Origin of the sequence: Streptomyces sp. NPDC057939 (assembly GCF_042887545.1) — a bacterium.
Classification (GTDB): domain Bacteria; phylum Actinomycetota; class Actinomycetes; order Streptomycetales; family Streptomycetaceae; genus Streptomyces.
Genome location: NZ_JBHVPG010000019.1, coordinates 1 through 19,077, shown reverse-complemented (window position 1 = coordinate 19,077; position 19,077 = coordinate 1). Strand labels below are relative to the sequence as shown.

The 19,077-nt window shown below is 74.0% G+C and carries 17 protein-coding genes; 6 read left to right on the top strand and 11 right to left on the bottom strand.

Features of this window, described 5'->3' with window-relative positions; all coding sequences use genetic code 11:
• Positions 1-114: 114 nt before the first annotated feature.
• Positions 115-1,479, bottom strand: a complete 1,365-nt coding sequence (locus ACFVS6_RS21225) for a dipeptidase (RefSeq protein WP_389705830.1) — start codon at positions 1,477-1,479, stop codon at positions 115-117.
• A 448-nt stretch (positions 1,480-1,927) separates the two neighbouring features.
• Here ACFVS6_RS21225 and ACFVS6_RS21220 point away from each other — a divergent pair, with 448 nt between their 5' ends.
• Positions 1,928-3,103, top strand: coding sequence for a geranylgeranyl reductase family protein (locus ACFVS6_RS21220; RefSeq protein ID WP_389706003.1), 1,176 nt, complete (start codon positions 1,928-1,930; stop codon positions 3,101-3,103).
• 774 nt (positions 3,104-3,877) lie between these two features.
• Here the strand turns inward: ACFVS6_RS21220 and ACFVS6_RS21215 are convergent.
• Complete coding sequence (locus ACFVS6_RS21215) at positions 3,878-4,336, bottom strand: nitroreductase/quinone reductase family protein (RefSeq protein ID WP_389705828.1); 459 nt, start codon at positions 4,334-4,336, stop codon at positions 3,878-3,880.
• Positions 4,337-4,486: 150 nt separating this feature from the next.
• On the opposite strand from ACFVS6_RS21215, the gene ACFVS6_RS21210 reads away from it, so the two are divergent.
• Positions 4,487-5,185, top strand: coding sequence for a TetR/AcrR family transcriptional regulator (locus tag ACFVS6_RS21210; protein WP_389705827.1), 699 nt, complete (start codon positions 4,487-4,489; stop codon positions 5,183-5,185).
• A gap of 225 nt (positions 5,186-5,410) precedes the next feature.
• Positions 5,411-6,418, top strand: coding sequence for a spherulation-specific family 4 protein (locus ACFVS6_RS21205; RefSeq protein ID WP_389705825.1), 1,008 nt, complete (start codon positions 5,411-5,413; stop codon positions 6,416-6,418).
• 51 nt (positions 6,419-6,469) lie between these two features.
• Here the strand turns inward: ACFVS6_RS21205 and ACFVS6_RS21200 are convergent, their stop codons facing one another.
• Both ACFVS6_RS21200 and ACFVS6_RS21195 read right to left on the bottom strand, forming a co-directional pair.
• Positions 6,470-6,736, bottom strand: a complete 267-nt coding sequence (locus tag ACFVS6_RS21200) for a DUF6332 family protein (RefSeq protein ID WP_389705824.1) — start codon at positions 6,734-6,736, stop codon at positions 6,470-6,472.
• Between the two features lie 215 nt (positions 6,737-6,951).
• Positions 6,952-7,695 (bottom strand): maleylpyruvate isomerase family mycothiol-dependent enzyme, encoded by a 744-nt coding sequence (locus ACFVS6_RS21195; RefSeq protein ID WP_389705822.1) that lies wholly within the window; start codon positions 7,693-7,695, stop codon positions 6,952-6,954.
• A gap of 37 nt (positions 7,696-7,732) precedes the next feature.
• Here ACFVS6_RS21195 and ACFVS6_RS21190 point away from each other — a divergent pair, with 37 nt between their 5' ends.
• A complete protein-coding gene (locus ACFVS6_RS21190) occupies positions 7,733-8,383 on the top strand; it encodes an alpha-ketoglutarate-dependent dioxygenase AlkB family protein (protein ID WP_389705820.1) in 651 nt (216 codons plus the stop codon).
• Between the two features lie 47 nt (positions 8,384-8,430).
• Positions 8,431-9,750, top strand: a complete 1,320-nt coding sequence (locus tag ACFVS6_RS21185) for an ROK family protein (protein ID WP_389705819.1) — start codon at positions 8,431-8,433, stop codon at positions 9,748-9,750.
• Positions 9,751-9,855: 105 nt separating this feature from the next.
• Here ACFVS6_RS21185 and ACFVS6_RS21180 read toward each other — a convergent pair whose 3' ends face one another.
• Positions 9,856-10,398: an ATP-binding protein gene (locus tag ACFVS6_RS21180; protein WP_389705817.1), complete on the bottom strand. Its 543-nt coding sequence runs from the start codon at positions 10,396-10,398 to the stop codon at positions 9,856-9,858.
• Positions 10,399-10,627: 229 nt separating this feature from the next.
• Between ACFVS6_RS21180 and ACFVS6_RS21175 the strand changes: the two genes are divergently transcribed.
• Complete coding sequence (locus tag ACFVS6_RS21175; RefSeq protein WP_389705815.1) at positions 10,628-11,770, top strand: PLP-dependent cysteine synthase family protein; 1,143 nt, start codon at positions 10,628-10,630, stop codon at positions 11,768-11,770.
• 76 nt (positions 11,771-11,846) lie between these two features.
• Here the strand turns inward: ACFVS6_RS21175 and ACFVS6_RS21170 are convergent, their stop codons facing one another.
• The 6 genes from ACFVS6_RS21170 to ACFVS6_RS21145 all read right to left on the bottom strand — a co-directional run bounded on the left by ACFVS6_RS21170 (position 11,847) and on the right by ACFVS6_RS21145 (position 19,005).
• Positions 11,847-12,395, bottom strand: coding sequence for an SRPBCC family protein (locus tag ACFVS6_RS21170; protein WP_389705813.1), 549 nt, complete (start codon positions 12,393-12,395; stop codon positions 11,847-11,849).
• Between the two features lie 147 nt (positions 12,396-12,542).
• The gene (locus ACFVS6_RS21165) at positions 12,543-14,993 is read right to left on the bottom strand and encodes a right-handed parallel beta-helix repeat-containing protein (protein WP_389705811.1); all 2,451 of its coding nucleotides are present in this window, start codon (positions 14,991-14,993) and stop codon (positions 12,543-12,545) included.
• A gap of 134 nt (positions 14,994-15,127) precedes the next feature.
• On the bottom strand, positions 15,128-15,739 hold the full coding sequence (locus ACFVS6_RS21160; RefSeq protein WP_389705809.1) for a hypothetical protein: 612 nt from the start codon (positions 15,737-15,739) through the stop codon (positions 15,128-15,130).
• Positions 15,740-16,113: 374 nt separating this feature from the next.
• The gene (locus tag ACFVS6_RS21155) at positions 16,114-16,938 is read right to left on the bottom strand and encodes an MOSC domain-containing protein (RefSeq protein ID WP_389705807.1); all 825 of its coding nucleotides are present in this window, start codon (positions 16,936-16,938) and stop codon (positions 16,114-16,116) included.
• A 138-nt stretch (positions 16,939-17,076) separates the two neighbouring features.
• Positions 17,077-17,586 carry a DUF6643 family protein gene (locus ACFVS6_RS21150; protein WP_389705805.1) on the bottom strand — a complete coding sequence of 170 codons (510 nt, stop codon included), beginning with the start codon at positions 17,584-17,586 and terminating at the stop codon, positions 17,077-17,079.
• A gap of 246 nt (positions 17,587-17,832) precedes the next feature.
• Positions 17,833-19,005: a glycosyltransferase gene (locus ACFVS6_RS21145; protein ID WP_389705803.1), complete on the bottom strand. Its 1,173-nt coding sequence runs from the start codon at positions 19,003-19,005 to the stop codon at positions 17,833-17,835.
• Positions 19,006-19,077 lie beyond the last annotated feature (72 nt).

Here is a 19,077-nt window from a genome sequence, read left to right as displayed (position 1 = left end):
GCCCCGGGCGTACGGGTGTTGCTCGGACGGTCGGTCGGCCCGCCGGCCCGCCGGCTCACCGACCCGCCGGCCCCGCGCGGCGGCCGGACCGCCGCCCCGGGGCCCGCCCGGTGGTCAGCCGCGCTTGGACTCGGCGTAGTTCACCAGGAACAGGGCCTCCGCCACAGAGAGGCGTTCCAGCTCATCCGGCGAGACGCTCTCGTTCACGGCGTGGATCTGGGCCTCGGGCTCGCTCAGGCCGATCAGCAGCATCTCCGCCTCCGGGTACAGCGAGGTCAGCGTGTTGCACAGCGGGATGGACCCGCCCATGCCGCTGATCTGCATCTCCTGGCCCGGGTACGCCACCCGCATGGCCGCCGCCATCGACGCGTAGGCCGGGCTGTTCGTGTCGGCCTGGAAGGGCTGGCCCTGGCCCACGACCTCGATCTCCAGGCGGGCGCTCCACGGCGTGTGCGCCACCAGGTGCGCCTCCAGCAGCTTGATGGCCCCGGTGGTGTCCACGCCCGGCGGCACGCGCAGGCTGATCAGGGCGCCCGCGCTCGCGTGCACCGAGGGGGTCGCGCCGATCACCGGCGGGCAGTCGATGCCGAGCACGGTGACGGCCGGGCGGGCCCACAGGCGGTCCGCGATCGTGCCCTCGCCGATCAGCTCGACCCCGTCCAGCACCTTCGCGTCGGCACGGAAATCGGCCTCCGGGTACTGCAGGCCCTCCCACACCGCGTCGGAGCCCAGTCCGTCCACGGTCGTCGAACCGTCCGCCGCGCGCAGCGAGGCCAGCGTCTGGATGAGCGCGGCCAGGGCGTCGGGTGCGACGCCGCCGAACATGCCGGAGTGCAGGTTGCCGCCGAGGGTGTCGATCTTGACCTTGAGGAGGGTCATCCCGCGCAGGGTGGCGGTCACCGTCGGCAGGCCGGTACGGAAGTTGCCCGCGTCACCGATGACGATGGTGTCGGCGGCCAGCAGCTCCGGGTTCGCCTCGGCGTACTGCTGGAGGCCTCCGGTGCCCTGCTCCTCGGAGCCCTCGACGATCACCTTGACGCCGACCGGTACGCCGCCGTTCGCCTTCAGCGCGCGCAGTGCCAGCAGGTGCATGATGAACCCGCCCTTGCAGTCCGCGGCGCCGCGCCCGTACCAGCGGCCGTCGCGCTCGGTGAGCTCGAAGGCCGGCGAGATCCAGGCGGCCTCGTCCAGCGGCGGCTGCACGTCGTAGTGCGCGTAGAGCAGGACGGTCGGGGCGCCCTCGGGGCCGGGCAGGTACCCGTACACCGACTGGGTGCCGTCTGGGGTGTCGAGCAGCGCGACGTCCTGGAAGCCCTCGACGCGCAGGGCCTCGGCCACCCAGTTCGCGGCGGCCTCGCTCTCGCTCTTGGGGAACTGCGCCCAGTCCGCCACCGACTGGAAGGCCACCAACTCCGTCAGCTCCGTCTTGGCGCGGGGCATCAGCGAGGCGATGGTCTCGGCGATGGGATTCTGGGACATGGGCACGCTCCTCGTGGGTGCGACGTTGTGACAAGTGCCGGGTTACGGCGAATGCAAGGCAACAGACAGTTCCGATCCTCGCACAAAGGGCCGGGCGGACTCGCGCCGTAGGATTTCCACGGCATCCGAGCAACAGCGTGATCAGGAGCAGCAGCACATCGTGAGCAGCGACGAGGACGTAAACGGCGCAAGCGCAGGGCAGGCCGCCGCTCAGGGGGCGGACGAAGGAACGGCGCACGGGCCGGCGGACGGACCGGCGAAGGCCCCGGGCGACGACACGGCCGGGGACGGGCACGCGAGCACGGACACGGGTGGTGAGGCGGGCGTGGACACGGGCGATGACGTCGGCGGGGACCGGGACGCGGAGTCGGCGGAGCGGGAGTCGCAGGAACAGGAGTCGGAGGGCGTCGCGGCGTCCGGCGGCACGGGCGAGGTCTGGGACGTCGTCGTGGTCGGCGCCGGTCCCGCCGGTGCCTCGGCGGCGTACGCCGCGGCGACCGCCGGCCGGAGCGTCCTGCTGCTGGAGAAGGCCGAACTCCCCCGCTACAAGACCTGCGGTGGCGGCATCATCGGACCCTCGCGCGACGCCCTGCCGCCGGGCTTCGTGCTGCCGTTCAAGGACCGGATCCACGCGGTCACCTTCTCGATGAACGGGAAGCTGACCCGGACCCGCCGCTCGAAGGGGATGCTCTTCGGGCTCATCAACCGGCCCGAGTTCGACGCGGCCCTGGTCGCGGAGGCCGAGAAGGCCGGCGCGACCGTCCGTACGGGTACGGCGGTGGCCCGGGTCGAGCAGCACGGCACGGCCGTCCCCGACCGGCGAACGGTCGCCGTGGTCCTGGCGGACGGCGAGACCGTGCTGGCCCGGGCCGTGGTCGGCGCCGACGGCAGCGCGAGCCGGATCGGCGCGCACGTCGGCGTGGAGATGGACCAGGTCGACCTCGGTCTGGAGGCGGAGATCCCCGTACCGGAGACGGTCGCCGAGGACTGGAAGGGCCGGGTCCTCATCGACTGGGGTCCGCTGCCCGGCAGTTACGGCTGGGTCTTCCCCAAGGGCGACACCCTCACCGTGGGCGTGATCTCGGCGAAGGGCGAGGGCGCCGCCACCAAGCGGTACCTGGACGACTTCATCGCCCGACTGGGACTGGCGGGCTTCGAGCCGGCCGTTTCGTCCGGGCACCTGACGCGTTGCCGCAAGCCCGATTCGCCGTTGTCGCGGGGCCGGGTGCTCGTCGCGGGGGACGCCGCCGGGCTGCTGGAGCCGTGGACGCGGGAGGGCATCTCCTTCGCCCTGCGCTCGGGCCGGCTGGCGGGGGAGTGGGCCGTGAAGATCTCCGAGGCGCAGGACGCGGTGGACGCGCGGCGCCAGGCGTTGAACTACGCCTTCGCGATCAAGGCCGGGCTGGGCGTGGAGATGGGCGTCGGCAAGCGCATGCTGACCGTTTTCGAGGCCCGCCCGGGGATCCTCCACGCGGCGATCACGGGCTTCCGGCCCGCGTGGCTCGCCTTCGCGCGGATCACCCGGGGCTCGATGACGCTGGCCGACATGGTGCGTACGTACCCGCTGGCGCGCAAGGCCCTGCACCTGGTGGACGCCCGCCAGGCACGGGACAACCGGGGCTGACCCCCGCCCGCCGGCCGCCGGCGCCCCACCCGGGGCGCCGGGGTCCGTTCGGTGGGGCGTGTGTGCAGGCCCGGGTAGCCCGGGGGTCGCCGGGCCCGGTGACGGATGCGGGTTCGGCCGGGGGCCGCCCGGCCGACCGGCCGCCCGGCCGTCCGGCAGTGCCTTGTTGGGCGCGCGGGGTGTGGGCGGTGCAGGGCGTCGGGTCCTGGGCGCCGGGGTCCGTTCGGTGGGGCGTGTGTGCAGGCCGGGAGTCGCCGGGACGGTGGTGGATGCGGAATCGGCCGGGGCCGGCCGCCCGGCAGGGCCTTGTGGGTGAGGAGGGGCGGAGCGGTTGGCCGCATCCGGGCGTCGGGGTTCGCTCGGTGGTGGTGTGAGTGCAGGCCCGAGCAGCCCGGGGGGCGGGCCGGTGACGGAAGCGGAACCCGCCGGCCGCCCGGCAGCGCCTTGCTGTGTGAGGGGCGGTTCGCGCTGTCGGGTCGTCCGGGTGCCGGGCCTTGTCCGGTCCGGGGCCGGTGCTGCACGCGGCCAGGGCGTGTTGTGCAGGGGTCGGGCGCCCGAAGGGCGCGGCGCGGCGGTGTCCGGTGCTCGTGCCGCTCAACGCGAGAGGCACCTGCCCCCTGAGTGCGGGCGGGCGTCGCGGGCGGGCGGAACCGGCGGAGCTTCGACAACACGCCCCCGGCGAAGGCGTGGCCGTCCGGCGGGCCCGACGGGGGCCGGCGGGTGGGGGAGCGGTGCGGGTGGTCGCCGTCCGCGCCTCGTGGCCCCGGCACTCCGTTACCTCGTTACGGTGATGCGGAAGACGGGGTGGTCGGCGGCGGCGGCCCGCAGGTCGGCATCCGAGGACTTGGCGGTGACGCCCTGGAAGAACCGGTTGACCTCCCACCCCCACTTCTCCAGGTAGGCGCGCAGCACGGCCGCCTTCTCCGCAGGGTCCGTGAGCTCCGTGACGGTGAAGGCGCGCACCTTGCGGCCGACGCGGAGTTCCCCGCCGCCCGCGACGCGCATGTTGCGGACCCACTGGGAGTGCCCCCGGGCGGAGACCAGGTACTGGGCGCCCTCATAGCGGTGCGGGTTGACCGGGATCCGCTGCATCCGGCCCGAGGTGCGGCCGGGGACCGACAGCTCGGCCGTGCCGGCGAGGCTGATGCCGAGGCGGGCGAGCTTCCCGAGGAGCGCGTTGAAGCGGATGCCGAACGGGCTGCCTTGGACGTAGTAGGGGGCGGGCGCGTTCACGGGGGCCTCCGGAGGGATCCAGGAGAGCGGTGCTCTCGCTTGGCACCAGTCTGCGCCGGAACGGTGCACCAGAGCAAGAGCAGTGCTCTCGAAAATGTGCGGCGCTCTGTTTTCTGGTCACTGCTCCCGCAGCGTGGCACACTGATCCGCATGAGTGCCGTCCGAGGAGCCAGGGAACGGGCCCGCGCCGAGGTGACCGCCGCCATCAAGGACGAGGCGCGGCGCAGTCTCGCGGCCGAGGGCGCCGCCAAGCTCTCACTGCGCGCCGTCGCCCGCGAACTCGGCATGGTCTCCTCCGCGCTCTACCGCTACTTCCCCAGCCGTGACGAGCTCCTCACCGCGCTGATCATCGACGCCTACGACAGCCTGGGCGCCACCGCGGAGGAAGCCGACCGCACGGCCCTGGCCGCCGGCGCGCCGCCCCGCGCGCGCTGGATCGCCGTCTGCGAGGCGGTGCGCGGCTGGGCCCTCGCGCACCCCCACGAGTACGCCCTCGTGTACGGCTCCCCGGTCCCCGGCTACAGCGCCCCGCAGGACACCATCGGTCCTGCCTCCCGGGTCGCCAACATCCTGATCGGGATCCTCCGCTCCGCGCACGCGGGCCACGGACTCGCCCTGCCGCCGCTGCCCGCCGGCCTGCGCCGCGAAGCGGACCGGATGGCCGCGGAGTTCGCCGACGGCCTGCCGCCCGAGGTGACGGCCGCGCTGGTCGCCGCCTGGGCGCAGCTCGTCGGGCTGGTCTCCTTCGAACTGTTCGGTCAGTACGAGCGCGTCGTCGAGGACCGCACCGCATTCTTCGAGCACGCCGCGGGACAGCTCGCCCACGGCGTCGGACTGCCCGCGGTGTGAAGGGGCCATCGCGGCCTGAACACGCCCGCGTCGCGAACACGCCCGCGTCGCGCACGGGCCAGAGGTGCGAGCCGGCCGTCGCGTCCGGTACCTGATGGTGATTCACATGATGGGGTGACAGATAGCTTTTCTGTTCCTCACATCAAAGTGGGTGGTTCGCCCTTCACGGACTTGCGGCGCGCCTAGTGTTCGTCGGGTCGCGCCCCTGCACCCGGAGGAACAGTCATGGCCCCCGCCCGAGCCGCGCAGGCCCTGTACGCCGTACTCCTGGCCGTGTTGCTCGCCGCCGCGGCGGCCGTCGTGAAGGCCGCCGCCGACGGGACGCACGCCAACCGGCGCCCGGCGGGATCCGCGCCGAACTCCCCGTCGGCGAAGGCGATTCCCCCGCCCGCCCCGACGGTCACCCCCACGCCCCGGATGCCCGGGGTGCGGGGCCTGGACATCGCGGTCCCCGCGTACGTCTGGTCCGACGACCGGATGCTGACCGACCTCACCGCCACCGGACCGGCCGCCTCCGTCGTCGTCCTCAACCCCGGCAACGGAGACTCACCCTTCGACGGGCCCTGGCGGGCCCGCGCCGACGCCCTGCGCGCGGGGGTCACGGCCACCGGTGAGCGCACCAAGGTCCTCGGCTACGTCCACACCGACCACGGCAACCGGAACATCGCCGCCGCGAAGGCCTCCGTCGACAACTACCTGAGACCCGCCGACGGTGGCGACGGTCGTCTCCACGTCGATGGAATCTTCTTCGACGTCGTCAGTCGGGACTGCGGCCCCGGCAACGCCACTCGCGACTACTACGCCGAACTGCGCCGCTACGTCCAGGAGTCGATGCACGCCGTCGACCCGAACGCGCCGGACCTGGTCGTCAACAATCCGGGCACGGCCATCGCCGACTGCTACCTGGAGCCCGGCCACCGCACCGCCGACACGTTCGTGACCTACGAGGACACCTACGCGGAGTACACCTCCGGCGGCTGGCTCGGCGGCAACGTGTTCAACGCGCGCACCGGTTACCGGGGCGGATCCGAGTACGACCCGAGCGGCACCGCGTTCTGGCACCTCGTGCACGACGTCCCGGACGAGGCGACGATGAAGGACACCCTGCGCACGGCCTTCGAGCGGGGTGCCGGCTACGCCTACGCGACGGACACGGTCATGCCCAACCCCTGGAACACCGGCCCCGTCTGGCGGTACCGCAGCCAGACCGAACACGCCGCCACCCTCGGCTGAGCGACCCGGCTCGGCCCAGCCCAGCCCGGCCCATCCCGACCCGGCCCGGGCTCAGGATCCGGAAGGCTCCTGCCCGTCCTCCGGTCGGCGGCGGCCGAAGCGCCACAGCACGTGGGTCACGCGCATCAGGAACACCACCGAGGCCAGCACCCCGGCCACCACGGCCAGCGTCCGGTGCGCGGCGGGCGAGAGGCCCAGGGCCGGTGCCACCCCGTACACCGCCCCGAACACCAGGACGGCGGCGAAGCACGCGGTGGTGAAGGCGTAGCCGATCTCGACGGTGACCGCGTCCCGTTCCGCCTGTGTCCGATGGCCCATACGCGCAGTTTCACAGCGTGCACCGCGCGTGACAAGGGTTCCGCAAGGGGTGTCAGCGCCGAACTCCCCGCCGACCCGCACACCGTCGTACGGGGCGGGGCGGGGCGGGGCAGGGAGGGCGTGGAGGGCCTCCGCACGCCGTCGCTCCCGGGGCGACGGGCCCGCGGCGACGGGCCCGGTCGGTCGCCGTGGCCGTTGCGGGCGCGCCGGGCGGCTCAGATGCCGGCCGTGTCGCTCCAGAGCCGGGCCAGCGACACGTCGCCGGTCACCCCCGGGCCCATCAGCGGGAGCCGGTTCCACAGGGCGGCGTACAGCCACGCCGCCTCGCCGGTCACCTCGCAGTCCACCCGGTCCGCGGTGTCGCCCCGCACCGCGCGGGCCGGCTCCCGCGAGAGGTGGACCGTCCACACCGCAGCGGTGTCGGCCGCCCGGATCCGCAGCACCCGGGGTTCGTCGGTCCGCACCCGGCTGCGCGGCCGGGCGTGGAAGCCGGTCAGCAGCTCGTCGACCCCGTCCTCCGCGAACTCGGGCGTCACCGGGGAGAACGCGATCTCCCGCGCGGCTTCCGCGTCGAAGCGGTGCACGGTCGTCTCGTGCGCCTGCCGCCGCGCCCAGAACGCCAAGGGCGACGGCGGCGCCGTCGGCAGGAACGTCCAGCAGACGACGTCGTCCGGGGCGTGCGTCAGCGCGTCCACCAGCGTCCCGTGTCCCTCGCGGAACCAGTGGAGGAGCTCCTGTCCGGCCAGTTCGGGCGCCTCCGGGAACGGCTGCGGCTCCACCTGCGCGTCGGTGACGTACCCGGTCGCCCAGCGGTGCACCGCCCCGGTGTGCCGCAGCAGGTCGGTGACCCGCCACGAAGGACAGGTCGGAACCGGTGCGTCCGTACCCGCCTGCTCGGCCGCCCCGGCGAGCAGTTCGCCCTCCCGGGCCAGCGTTTCGACGTACTCGCTGATCTTCATGCCCCGGAGTCTGCCGGCAGGTCGCACCATGGGGTACATGGACGCTGAACTCTTCCCGCGCGAGCGCGCCGAGATCGCCCCGGGCGCCGTCCACCTGCCGGACTGGCTCGGCCCGCGGGAGCAGGGGGAGTTGCTCGCCGCGTGCCGGGAGTGGGCCCGGCCGCCCGCGGGACTGCGGACCGTGCACACCCCCGGCGGCGGGACGATGAGCGCCCGGCAGGTGTGCCTCGGGCTGCACTGGTACCCGTACGGCTACGCGCGCACCGCCGTCGACGGGGACGGGACGCCCGTGAAGCCGATGCCGCGATGGCTGGCGGAACTCGGCCGGCGCGCGGTGTCGGAGGCCTACGGGACCCCCCGGGAGCAGGCGGAGGAGTACGACATCGCCCTGATCAACTTCTACACCGGTGACTCCCGCATGGGCATGCACCGTGACGCCGAGGAGAAGTCGGGGGCCCCGGTCGTCTCGCTCAGCCTGGGTGATTCCTGCCTCTTCCGCTTCGGCACCACCTCCTCGCGCGGACGTCCGTTCCAGGACGTTCGGCTGCGCAGCGGGGACCTGTTCGTCTTCGGCGGACCGAGCCGACGGGCCTACCACGGGGTGCCGAAGGTCCTGCCCGGCACCGCGCCGCCCGACCTCGGCCTCGACGGGCGGCTGAACATCACACTGCGGGTCGGCGGCCTCTGACCGTGGACGGGCGTCCGGTACCTCCCGATCATGCGAGGATCCATGTCATGAACGGCAACGGGGCCCCGCCGCGGGTGGGGGATGCGACCACGGTGACCGCGGTGTCCACGGAGCCTGCGACCTCCACGGCCTCGACGGCTTCCGCGGCCTCGGCGGCTTCCACCAGGACCAAACTGGAGCGGGGCCGCAGCGCCCTCGGCCCGGCCCTGGAACTCGTCCACACCGGCCGGGCCCCGACCCGGGCCGTCCTGACGGCCGAGCTCGGGGTCACCCGCGCCACCGCCGGCGCGGTCGCCGCCGAGCTGGAGGCCCTCGGTCTGATCCGGGTCGACTCCCGCCCCGGCGGGGCCGGCGGCGCCCAGGGCCGGCCCTCGCACCGGCTGGCGGTCGAGGAGAACGGCCCCGTGGCGCTGGCCGCCCAGGTGCACCCGGACGGGTTCCGGGCCGCGCTGGTGGGCCTCGGCGGACGGATCGTGGCCACCGCCCCCGGCAAGGTCACCGTCTCCGCGGACCCGGCGCAGGTCCTCGGCGCGGTCGTCGAGGCGGGCGCCGCACTGCTCGACGAGTCCGGGCGGCGCTGCGTCGGTGCGGGCCTCGCGGTGCCCTCGGCGGTCGCCGAACCCGACGGGACGGCGCTCAACCCGCTCCACCTGGCCTGGCCGGCGGGTTCTCCCGTACGGGCCATCTTCGCCGAGTGCGTGAAGGCGGCCGGCATCGACGGACCGGCTTTGACCGGCAACGACGTCAACCTCGCCGCGCTCGCCGAGCACCGGCACGGTGCGGGCCGCAGCGCGCAGCACCTGTTGTGCGTCGCCACCGGACACCGGGGCGTGGGCGGGGCGCTGGTCCTCGACGGCCGGTTGCACAGCGGCAGCGCGGGCCTGGCCCTGGAGGTCGGCCACCTGACGGTGAACCCGGAGGGGCGGGCCTGCCACTGCGGCAGCCGGGGCTGCCTGGACGTGGAGGCCGACCCGCTCGCCTTCCTCACGGCGGCGGGCCGCACGCCCGGCCCGGAGGTGTCACTGCTCCAGCAGGCCCGCGACCTGCTGCGCGCCGAGTACGCGGACCCGGCGGTCCGGGCGGCCTCGGAGGAGCTGATCGACCGGCTCGGCCTCGGGCTGGCGGGCCTGGTCAACATCCTGAACCCGGACCGGATCATCCTGGGCGGACTGCACCGGGAACTGCTCCACGCCGACCCCGAGCGGCTGCGCGCGGTGGTCGCCGACCGCAGCCTGTGGGGACGCAGCGGGGGCGTGCCGATCCTGCCGTGCACCCTCGACCACAACAGCCTGGTCGGCGCGGCGGAGCTGGCGTGGCAGCCGGTGCTGGACGACCCCCTCGGCACCCTGGGTGCCCCGGCGGCCTGACCCCTGTCCGCCCCCGGCCCGACCCCGGTCCCGGCCCGACCGGCCGGCCTGTGCCCGGCTCGGCCGTCGCGGACGAGGCGCGCGCGGCGGGTGCGGCGGTGGTCGTCAGCCCGGGCCGGCACCCGCCGGGACCGACACCGGCAGGCCGCTCGCGACGGCCTCCGCGTCCACGGCGAAGAGCACCGGGCGCGCGAGCTCCCGTACGCTGCCGGCGCTGATGACGACCGTCGACTGCGGGGCCACCGGCGCGGGCGCCGCCCGTAGCGAGAACCAGACCATTTTTCCGGGGCCGCCCGGCTGCGGTCGGGCGCCCCAGGCCTCGCTGACCGCCTCGACGAGCGCGAGCCCCCGACCACAGGTCTCCAGCGTCTCGGCCGCCCGCAGGACGGGCAGCCGCGGATCGCTGTCGTAGACCGCGACGGTGAGCCGCCCCAGCCGGAGCTCGATCTCGACGGCGCACGTCTTGTCGGGCTGCGCATGGCGGTGAACGTTGCTGAGCAGCTCCGTCACACCGAGCGCAGCCCGGTCTATGAGCGGATCGAGCTGCCAGTGGCGCAATTGCGCGGAAACGATGCGGCGGACCTGACCGATCCGCGCGGGCAGGGCCTGCAGTTCGACGACGCAGTGCCTGCGGGAATGACTGATCACGGCTGCGACTCCCCGACAAGTGAGTTACGGGTGCTGCGCCCTCGGTGCTGCGGTGCTGCGGTGTTCCTGTGCTTCGGTGAAACACCACCAGCGTCACCTACCGTGCCCAGCTCTGCAACTGAATGCGACCGAAAGCGATCGGTATGGAAACCCAAAGTAACTATTTGCGCAGGTGAGGGGGGTACATTTCGAAAGCGGGGGCCACGGAACGGACAAAGGAGCAAGGCGCATGAGTACCACCGGTACCACCGGCAGGACGCCCGTGACGACGACCGTCGACGTCGACCGCAGCGACGCGGACTACCGGGCCTGGCTCAAGGAGGCCGTCCGCAAGGTCCAGGCCGACGCGAACCGCTCCGCCGACACGCACCTGCTGCGCTTTCCGCTTCCCGAGGCCTGGGGCATCGACCTCTACCTCAAGGACGAGTCCACGCACCCGACGGGCTCGCTGAAGCACCGCCTCGCCCGCTCCCTCTTCCTCTACGCCCTGTGCAACGGCTGGATCCACCCCGGTCGCCCGGTCATCGAGGCATCCAGCGGCTCGACCGCCGTCTCCGAGGCCTACTTCGCCAAGCTGATCGGCGTCCCGTTCATCGCCGTCATGCCGCGCACGACGAGCCCCGAGAAGTGCCGGCTCATCGAATTCCACGGCGGGGAATGCCACTTCGTCGACGACTCGATGAAGATGTACGAGGAATCCGCCGATCTCGCGGCCCGCACCGGCGGCCACTACATGGACCAGTTCACCTACGCCGAGCGCGCGACGGACTGGCGCGGCAACAACAACATCGCCGAGTCGATGTACCAGCAACTGCGCCTGGAGCGGTACCCGGAGCCGACCTGGATCGTGGCGACCGCCGGAACCGGGGGCACCTCCGCGACCATCGCGCGCTACGTGCACTACATGCAGCACGACACCCGCATCTGCGTTCCCGACCCGGAGAACTCCTGTTTCTTCGACGGCTGGACCAACAACGACCCGCACGCCACCAGCGACTGCGGCTCGCGCATCGAGGGCATCGGCCGGCCCCGCATGGAGCCGAGCTTCGTACCCGGAGCCATCGACCGCATGATGCGCGTCCCGGACGCCGCGAGCGTCGCCGCGTGCCGGGCCCTGGAGCACGCCATAGGGCGCAAGGCGGGCGGCTCGACGGGCACCGGCCTGTGGAGCGCGCTGAAGATCATCTCGGAGATGGTGGCGGAGGGCCGCACCGGCAGCGTCGTGACGCTGCTGTGCGACCCGGGCGACCGGTACCTCGACAAGTACTACTCGGACGACTGGCTGACCGCGCAGGGCCTCGACATCAGCCCCTACGCGAAGACCATCGACACCCTGCTGGACACGGGCGAGTGGCGGGAACCGGCCGCCTGAGCAACCGTGGCGCCACCACTGCCGGCCGGGTCCGTGGCGCCGCGGCGCTCCACGGACCCGGCCGGACGGGGATCCGTCAGCGCGTGCGCGGCGGGGCCGTGAGGCGGGCGTCCAGGGCGCGGACCGCCGTGCGGAACGAGTGGCCCAGGCCGGGGCGGGCGGCGGACAGGGCCAGCCGGAAGGGCGCCGGCCCGTCGGCGGCGAAGGTCCAACGGACCAGCGTGCCGGTGGCGCCGTCACCGGACCCGGCGGTGCCGGTCCCGCCGGTCGTGGCGCCGTCGGCGGTCGCGGGGCCGACCGCGGTGAGCTGCCATTCCTCCAACAGGGCGCGCAGGCCCGGCGCGTTGGTCTCGTCGACCCGGTAGGCGTAGCGCCGCCCCGGGTCCGCCGCCATGACCGTCTCCTGGAAGCGGATCCCACCGACCAGCCCGATCTCCCGGCCCGCGCCGTCCCGCGTCGGCCGGGCCAACGTGACCGCCCCGAACCACTGGGGCCAGCCGGTCACCTCCTGCGCCAGTGCCCGGTACACGGCCTCGGGCGGGGCCGTGGCCCGCGCGACGAAGACCAGGCGTACCGGGGCGGTCTCGGTGAAGTCCAGCCCCACGGGGCGGAGTCGACGGGCCATGGCGTTACCCCCTACGACACGATGCGGTGCGGTCGGTACGCTCCGGGCGGTGCGTGCCGCGTCACCATAACCGGCGGCCCGCCGGATGTCCGCACCGGTACGCCGCCACCACGCGCCGCCCCGAGAACAGGCCGCCCGACGTTCCGTTCAGCAGGGCGCCGACAGGCCCGGCAGGTCGTCCGGGAACAGCAGGGTGAGATCGTCCGTGCTGGGCTCGGCCAGCTGCGCGACCCGCCCCGCGTGCCGCTCCACCATCGACTCGAACGTCTGGCGCGCTGTCCGGCCGTTGCCGAAGGCGGGCCCCTTGGGCAGTTCCGTGAAGTACGCGAGCAGCGCCTTCGTGGTGCCCTCGCCGAGCCGGTACTCGTGCTCCTCCGCCTGCTGTTCGACGATCCGCAGCAGTTCCCCGGGACCGTAGTCGCCGAAGGTGATGGTGCGGGAGAAGCGGGAGGCGACGCCCGGATTGACGGTCAGGAACCGCTCCATCTCGGCCGTGTACCCGGCGACGATCACCACCACGGCCTCCCGGTGGTCCTCCATCAGCTTCACCAGGGTGTCGATCGCCTCACGGCCGAAGTCCCGCCCCGAGTCCTCCGGCGCCAGCGCGTACGCCTCGTCGATGAACAGGACCCCACCGCGCGCCCGGTCGAACGCCTCCTGGGTGCGGATGGCCGTCGACCCGATGTGCTCACCGACCAGGTCCACCCGCGACACCTCGACCAGGTGGCCCCGCTCCAGCACGCCCAGGGAGGCGAGGATCTCCCCGTACAGCCGGGCGACGGTGGTCTTGCCGGTGCCCGGGGAGCCCGTGAAGACCAGGTGGCGGCGGACCGAGGCCGCCTTGAGCCCCGCCCGCTGCCGTCGGCGCCCCACCTCGATCATGTCGGTGAGGGCACGGACCTCGCGCTTGACGCTGTCCAGCCCCACCAACGCGTCCAGCTGCCCCAGCACCTCGCCCGACCCGCGCGACGGGGCCACGGGGGCCGCCGCCTCCGGCAGGTCCGCGGGCCGTGCGGCGGGCACCGAGCCGGACGGCGCCGCGGGCTCCTGCGCCGCCGTCACCGTACGGATCCCCGCCTGCGCCCCGGACGGGGCACTGCCGGCAGCGGACCGGGCGGCCAGCCGTGACCCCGACTCGTCGCTGGTGCAGCCCTCGGCCTGCGGGCCGTCCTCCGCGAACTCGTAGCCCCCGCGCGCACAGCGCTCGGTGTGGCACGTCGTGAGCGTGGTGCGGCAGCCGTCGATGACGTGGAAGCCGAAGCCGGAACTGCCCGTCACCCGGCACGACCGGAACGTGCCCCGGCCGCCCGCCGACACGTAGAACCCGGCCTCGGTCGCGTTGGTGACCGTGCACCGCTCCAGCGACGGGTCGGCGCCCTTCGTGACGATCACGCCCGTCTGGACGCCGTCGATCGTGCAGTTGGCGAGGGTGCCGCCGCTGCCGTGGTCGCGGAACCAGGCTCCTGTGCCCGCCTCGCGGATCCGGCAGTCGTCGACCTGCGCGGTGGCGCCGTCGCTCACCGAGACCGCCGTGTTGCGCACCTGCGACAGATCGCTGTCGACCACGTCGACGCGCGAACCCCGGTCCAGTACGAACAGGGCGTCGGGCACGTCGTGGACCCGGCAGGAATCCAAGGATGCGGTGGCCCCGTCGCTGACCCACACCGCCGGGTAGTCGCCCGTGCTGTCGTGGATCTCGCAGGACTCGGCATCGACCCGGGTGCCCGGGTCCCACACCGACAGGCCATTGCGCCCGAACCGGCGGACCGTGGTGCGGCTGAGCGTCAGCACCGAACGGGACCGCAGGTCGACGGCGTTCTCCGGGATGTCGTGGATGTCGCAGCCGGCCAGCGTGAGGACGGCGTCGGTGTCGAGGGTGACCCCGTCCGCCGAGGTGCGGTGCACCGCGCAGTCGGTGAGCCGGGCCGCGGCCCGGGAGGCGATCTGCACCCCGGCGCCCTTGATCTCGTACACCTCGCAGCCCAACGCCTCCAGGCCCGAGCCCTCACCGGTGACGCCGATGCCCGCGCCCGTGGCGTGGTGGATCCGGCAGCGCTCCAGGCGGGGGTGACCGCCGCCGCGCACCGAGACCCCGGCCTGACCGGCCGCGACGACCTCGCACTCCTCGAACACCCCGCCGCCGCCGTCCAGTACGGAGATGCCGACGCCGGCCGGGTTCTCCACGGTGCACCTGCGCACCAACGGCCGCGCCCCGCCCCGCACCTCGATGCCCGCGGCGGAGCGGGTGCTCACGCGCAGGTCGGTGAGCTCGGGGGAGCCGTCTTCGACGAGGACGGCGGGCGCCGCCCGGTCCGCGCCCTCCACGTACAGGTCCTGGATCACGGCCGAGGCGCGCACCGTCAGCGCGACCCCGTCGAGCGGGGCGATCCGCACCGAGCCGATCGCGCTCCCCTCGGACCCGCGCAGCGTCACGGCGTGGTGGAGGACCAGGTTCTCCCGGTAGGTGCCGGGCGCGATCGACAGCACGTCGCCGTCGCCCGCGACGGCGAGGGCGGCGCTCAGCGTCGGATACTCGCCCGAGCGGCGCCGCCACCGCGAGGCCCCGCCGTGCGTCACCTGGACCGTGCCCTGAGCCATGGTGCTGTCGTGCCCCCACCCTCGTATTCGCGCCGCCGGAGCGGCCGAAGTGATTGAAGCCGTTCGAAGTGGCTGAAGCGATCCGAACCGGCTCCGCCCCACCGTAGCGCGCGCGGGGCCGGCGAGTTGCCAGGTCAGCTGCCCGCCCCCGCCCGGCCCCAGTCCGGGCCGGCCGCCGCCCACGCGCGGTCCAGACGGAGGTACCGCCGATGCATGAGCCGGCGTACGACCAACCGCCGGACCGTCTCCACCAGGGCGCCCGCCGTGAGCGCGGCCGCCAGCCCGGCCAGACCGGCGTGGAAGGAGGCGGCGGACGGGTCGAGCGGCTGCCCCACCAGCCGGCCCCGGATGTCGGTCCATATGCGGAACCGCTCGCCGGGGACCGGGGGTTCCTCGGCGGCCGGGACCGTCCCCTCGTGGCTGGTGCCGTCCGGGGCGGTCCACGCCGCCACGATCCGGCTGCGCTCAGGGGACTGCCGCTGCGCCGACGGATCGGTCGACGCGCCGGCGGGCGGCTCCGCAGCCGGCCGGACCACCACGGCCGGGACCAGGTAGCGCTCGTGGCGCTGCTCCAGGGCGGCCCGCTGGAGCGTGCCGTCCACCCGCAGGCCCGCGACCCAGCCGACGGCCGGGGCCACCAGCAGGACGCACACCAGCGCGGCGAACGCCACCCACGCCTCGAGGAGATCGGTCGGCCGGCGCAGCGGATTGCGCCGCCAGCGCCACACACCCATTGCTGTCCGCACGGTCCGGCTCCCCCCGTTTCCGCCAGCTTCCGACTGCCTGCGCGTCCCAGCCTGGCGCATGTCCCGAGGACGCGCATTCCGGGACGCGCGAGACCCGTGTCATCCGATCCGGTGGTCGATTCCGGAGGGCTGTCACACGTCCCGAAGACACCAACGGCACCGCGTGGCCCGTTGGTTCCAGTGAGGGACCCGAGCCCCTCGAAGGTGTCATTCCGTCGCCCGGTCGAAGCGGTCCGCCGCGTCCGGCCCCCCGGCTCCTGCTCGCGGCGTCCCCGGCCCCCGGCACCAGCGGCCCCCGGTCAAGGGCCCGCCCCGAAGGCCACGAGCCCCGAAACGCCGCGAGCTCCGAACGCCACGAGCCCCGAGGGCCGCCCTCACTCCAGGATCCGCACCTCGTCGCCCACGCGCACGGTGCCGAGGACGACCGGCACCATGTGCCGTCCGAACGCCAGGGACTTCCCGATCCGACGGTGTCGGGCCAAGGTCTTCAGCGGCTCCCGGCCGCGCTCCGCCGTCCGCTGGTCGGTCGTCGTGACGACGCAGCGGCCGCACTCGCGGACCCCGCGGAAGACGGCCTCGCCCACGGCGACGCGCCGCCACCCGTCCTCGGCCCAGGCGTCGCCGCCGGCGACCACCAGGTTGGGACGGAACCGGTCCATCGGCAACGGACCCTCCTGCGGATGGTCGCCACCGGCGATCAGCTCGTTGAGGGCGTCGAGGGAAGCGCTGGTGGTGGCCAGCAACGGGTAGGCGTCGGCGAGGCTCACCGTCTCGCCGGGCAGTGCGTAGTCCGGGTCCACGGGCCGGCGCACCTCCGGATCGTCCATGTACACGAGCCGGGCGTCACGACCGAGGAAGGCGGTGAACCAGTCGGCCGCGGACCGCGCCGCGACCAAGGTGTCGATCTTGTTGCCGAAGTGCACGGAGGGCTCGCGCGGGCCCGGTTCCGGAACCTCCACGACCAGCTCCGGCATGTCCGGCGCCGACAGCGCCACCCGCCCTCCCGCCAGCGGGCGCGCGGCGGCCAGGGCCATGCGGGCCTCCTGGCGCTGGCTGATGACCGTGCCCTCGGCGTCGACCACGGCCCAGCGCCGGTCCCCGGACAGCCCCCAGGGCTCCACGGCCACCTCGTCGGGAGAGGTCCCCGCCACGGATTTGACGGGGTGGACGTGCAGCGACTGGACGTACAAGTTCGGCATGGGGGCATTTTGCCGGCCTCCCCCCATCCGGGCACCGCGGTTATGGCGCGGTTCGAACGCCCCGCGACCGTGTCGGGGCCCGGCGTGCCCCGGACCGCCGGTCCCCGCGCGCCGCGCCCTGCGGGCGGCGGTGGCCCCTCAGTAGCCGCGCCCCTGGTAGGGGCGGCCGTACGGGTCCTCGTACGAGGGGACCTGTGCGGGGCCCTGCACTGGGCGGGGGGCCGCCGGGCGCATCGCCTCGTACCCGGTGGCCGCGGCCATCGGACGGGGCTGCTGCGGCTGCGGCTGCGGGACGTACCCCGCGAAGGCCGCGACCGGCTGCTGCTGCGGGATGTACGGCGCGGGCGCGTGCTGGAGCGGCACGGGCATCTGCTGCACGGGTGCCGCCTGCTGCTGGTACGGGTACCCGTAGCCCTGGGCCTGCTGCTGGGGCATGGCCGGCGGCAGGGCGGGCATGGAGGAGGCGAGGGCCGGCAGGTAACCACCGCTTGAGTAACCGGCACTGGGCGACTCGTAGGCGGCCGGAACGCGGATCGGGGCGATCTGCGGGGTGCCGCGTTCGGCGACGAGGGAGTCGTAGATGGGGGTGTCCGTGAAGGAGGGCGCGGAGTAGTAACCGCCGCCATAAGTGGAGCGGGGGGAGGTCATGGGACCTAAGTTAAGCCCACGACTTCACCGGGTCCATAGCGAGGTGTCGTCAACCCCGCCCTGACCTGCATATTCGCAGGTCAGGGCCACAGCTTTCACTTCACGTTCACGTGCACGATTCGTCACTTCCGCCCCGCCTTGTTCGCACTCGTACTCACTGGTTGACCCTTGCACCTATGTGGTGCTGACGCAGCGTCACAAGGCGATGACCTCGGATGACGCCCCTTCAGGGGCTGCCGGGTGGGTTCAGGCGTCGCTGGGTCGGGCGTGAGTTCGACCCTTCCAGGCGGCCCCGCGACCCCGGTAGTGCTGCACGGCGGAGTCGACGGTCATCAGCAGGTAGAGCAGCGCGGTGAACGGCAGCAGCGGCGCGAGGGCCACCGGCTGCCGGTAGTGGCGCAGCATCGGCAGATAGGTGCCGGCCATCAGCAGCCAGGCGAGCCCGCCCGCCCAGGCGACGGCGGGCCGGCCGGCCGCGAGCCCCGCGACGAGCGCGACCGGCGGGACCAGGTAGACGAGCACCAGCCCCGCCACCGTGCCGGCCAGCAGCACGGGCCGGTGGCGCAGTTGGGCGTAGGCGCTGCGCGACACCATCCGCCAGAGGTCCCCGAGCGCCGGGTACGGGCGCACGCTCTCCACCCGCTCCGCCAGGCCGAGCCAGATCCGGCCGCCCGACGCCCGGACCGCGCGGGCCAGCGAGACGTCGTCGATCACCGCCTGGCGGATGGAGTCCGGCACGCCGGCGCGCACCGCCGCCTCGGTGCGCAGCAGCACGCAGCCCCCGGCCGCGGCGGCGGTCCGGCCGCCGGGGCGGTTGATCCGGCGGAACGGGTACAGCTGCGCGAAGAAGTACACGAAGGCCGGCACGACGAGCCGCTCCCAGCTGCTCACCACGCGCAGCCGGGCCATCTGGGAGACCAGGTCCAGCCGGGCGCTGGTCGCGGCCGAGACCAGCTCGCGCAGGCTGTCGGGCGCGTGGGCGATGTCGGCGTCGGTCAGCAGGAGGTACTCGGGCTCGGCGGAGTCCCGGGAGCGGGCGTGGGCGATGCCGTGCCGCAGGGCCCACAGCTTGCCGGTCCACCCCGGTGCGGGCTCGCCGGGGGACACCACCGTCAGCGGGAGCCCCGGGTGCTCGGCGGCCAGCCGCAGGGCGAGGGCGGCGGTGCCGTCCGTGCTGCCGTCGTCGACCAGGACGACCTCGGCCGGGCCGGGATAGTCCTGGGCCAGCAGCGACGGCAGGCTGCGGGGGAGGACCTCGGCCTCGTCCCGGGCGGGGACGACGATCGCCACGGACGGCCAGCGGGCGGGGGCGGTGCGCGGCGGGAGCCGGACGTCGGTGCGCCAGAACATGCCCTGGGCGAGCGTGAGCCAGAGCCAGGCGGCGAGCGAGGAGCAGGCGGCGATCAGGAGGAGGCCCATGCCCCGCAGTCTGCCGAAGCCCGTTGCCGTTGTCCCGCGTCCGGGCCGCGCGACGGGTGCGCGGTGTGCACC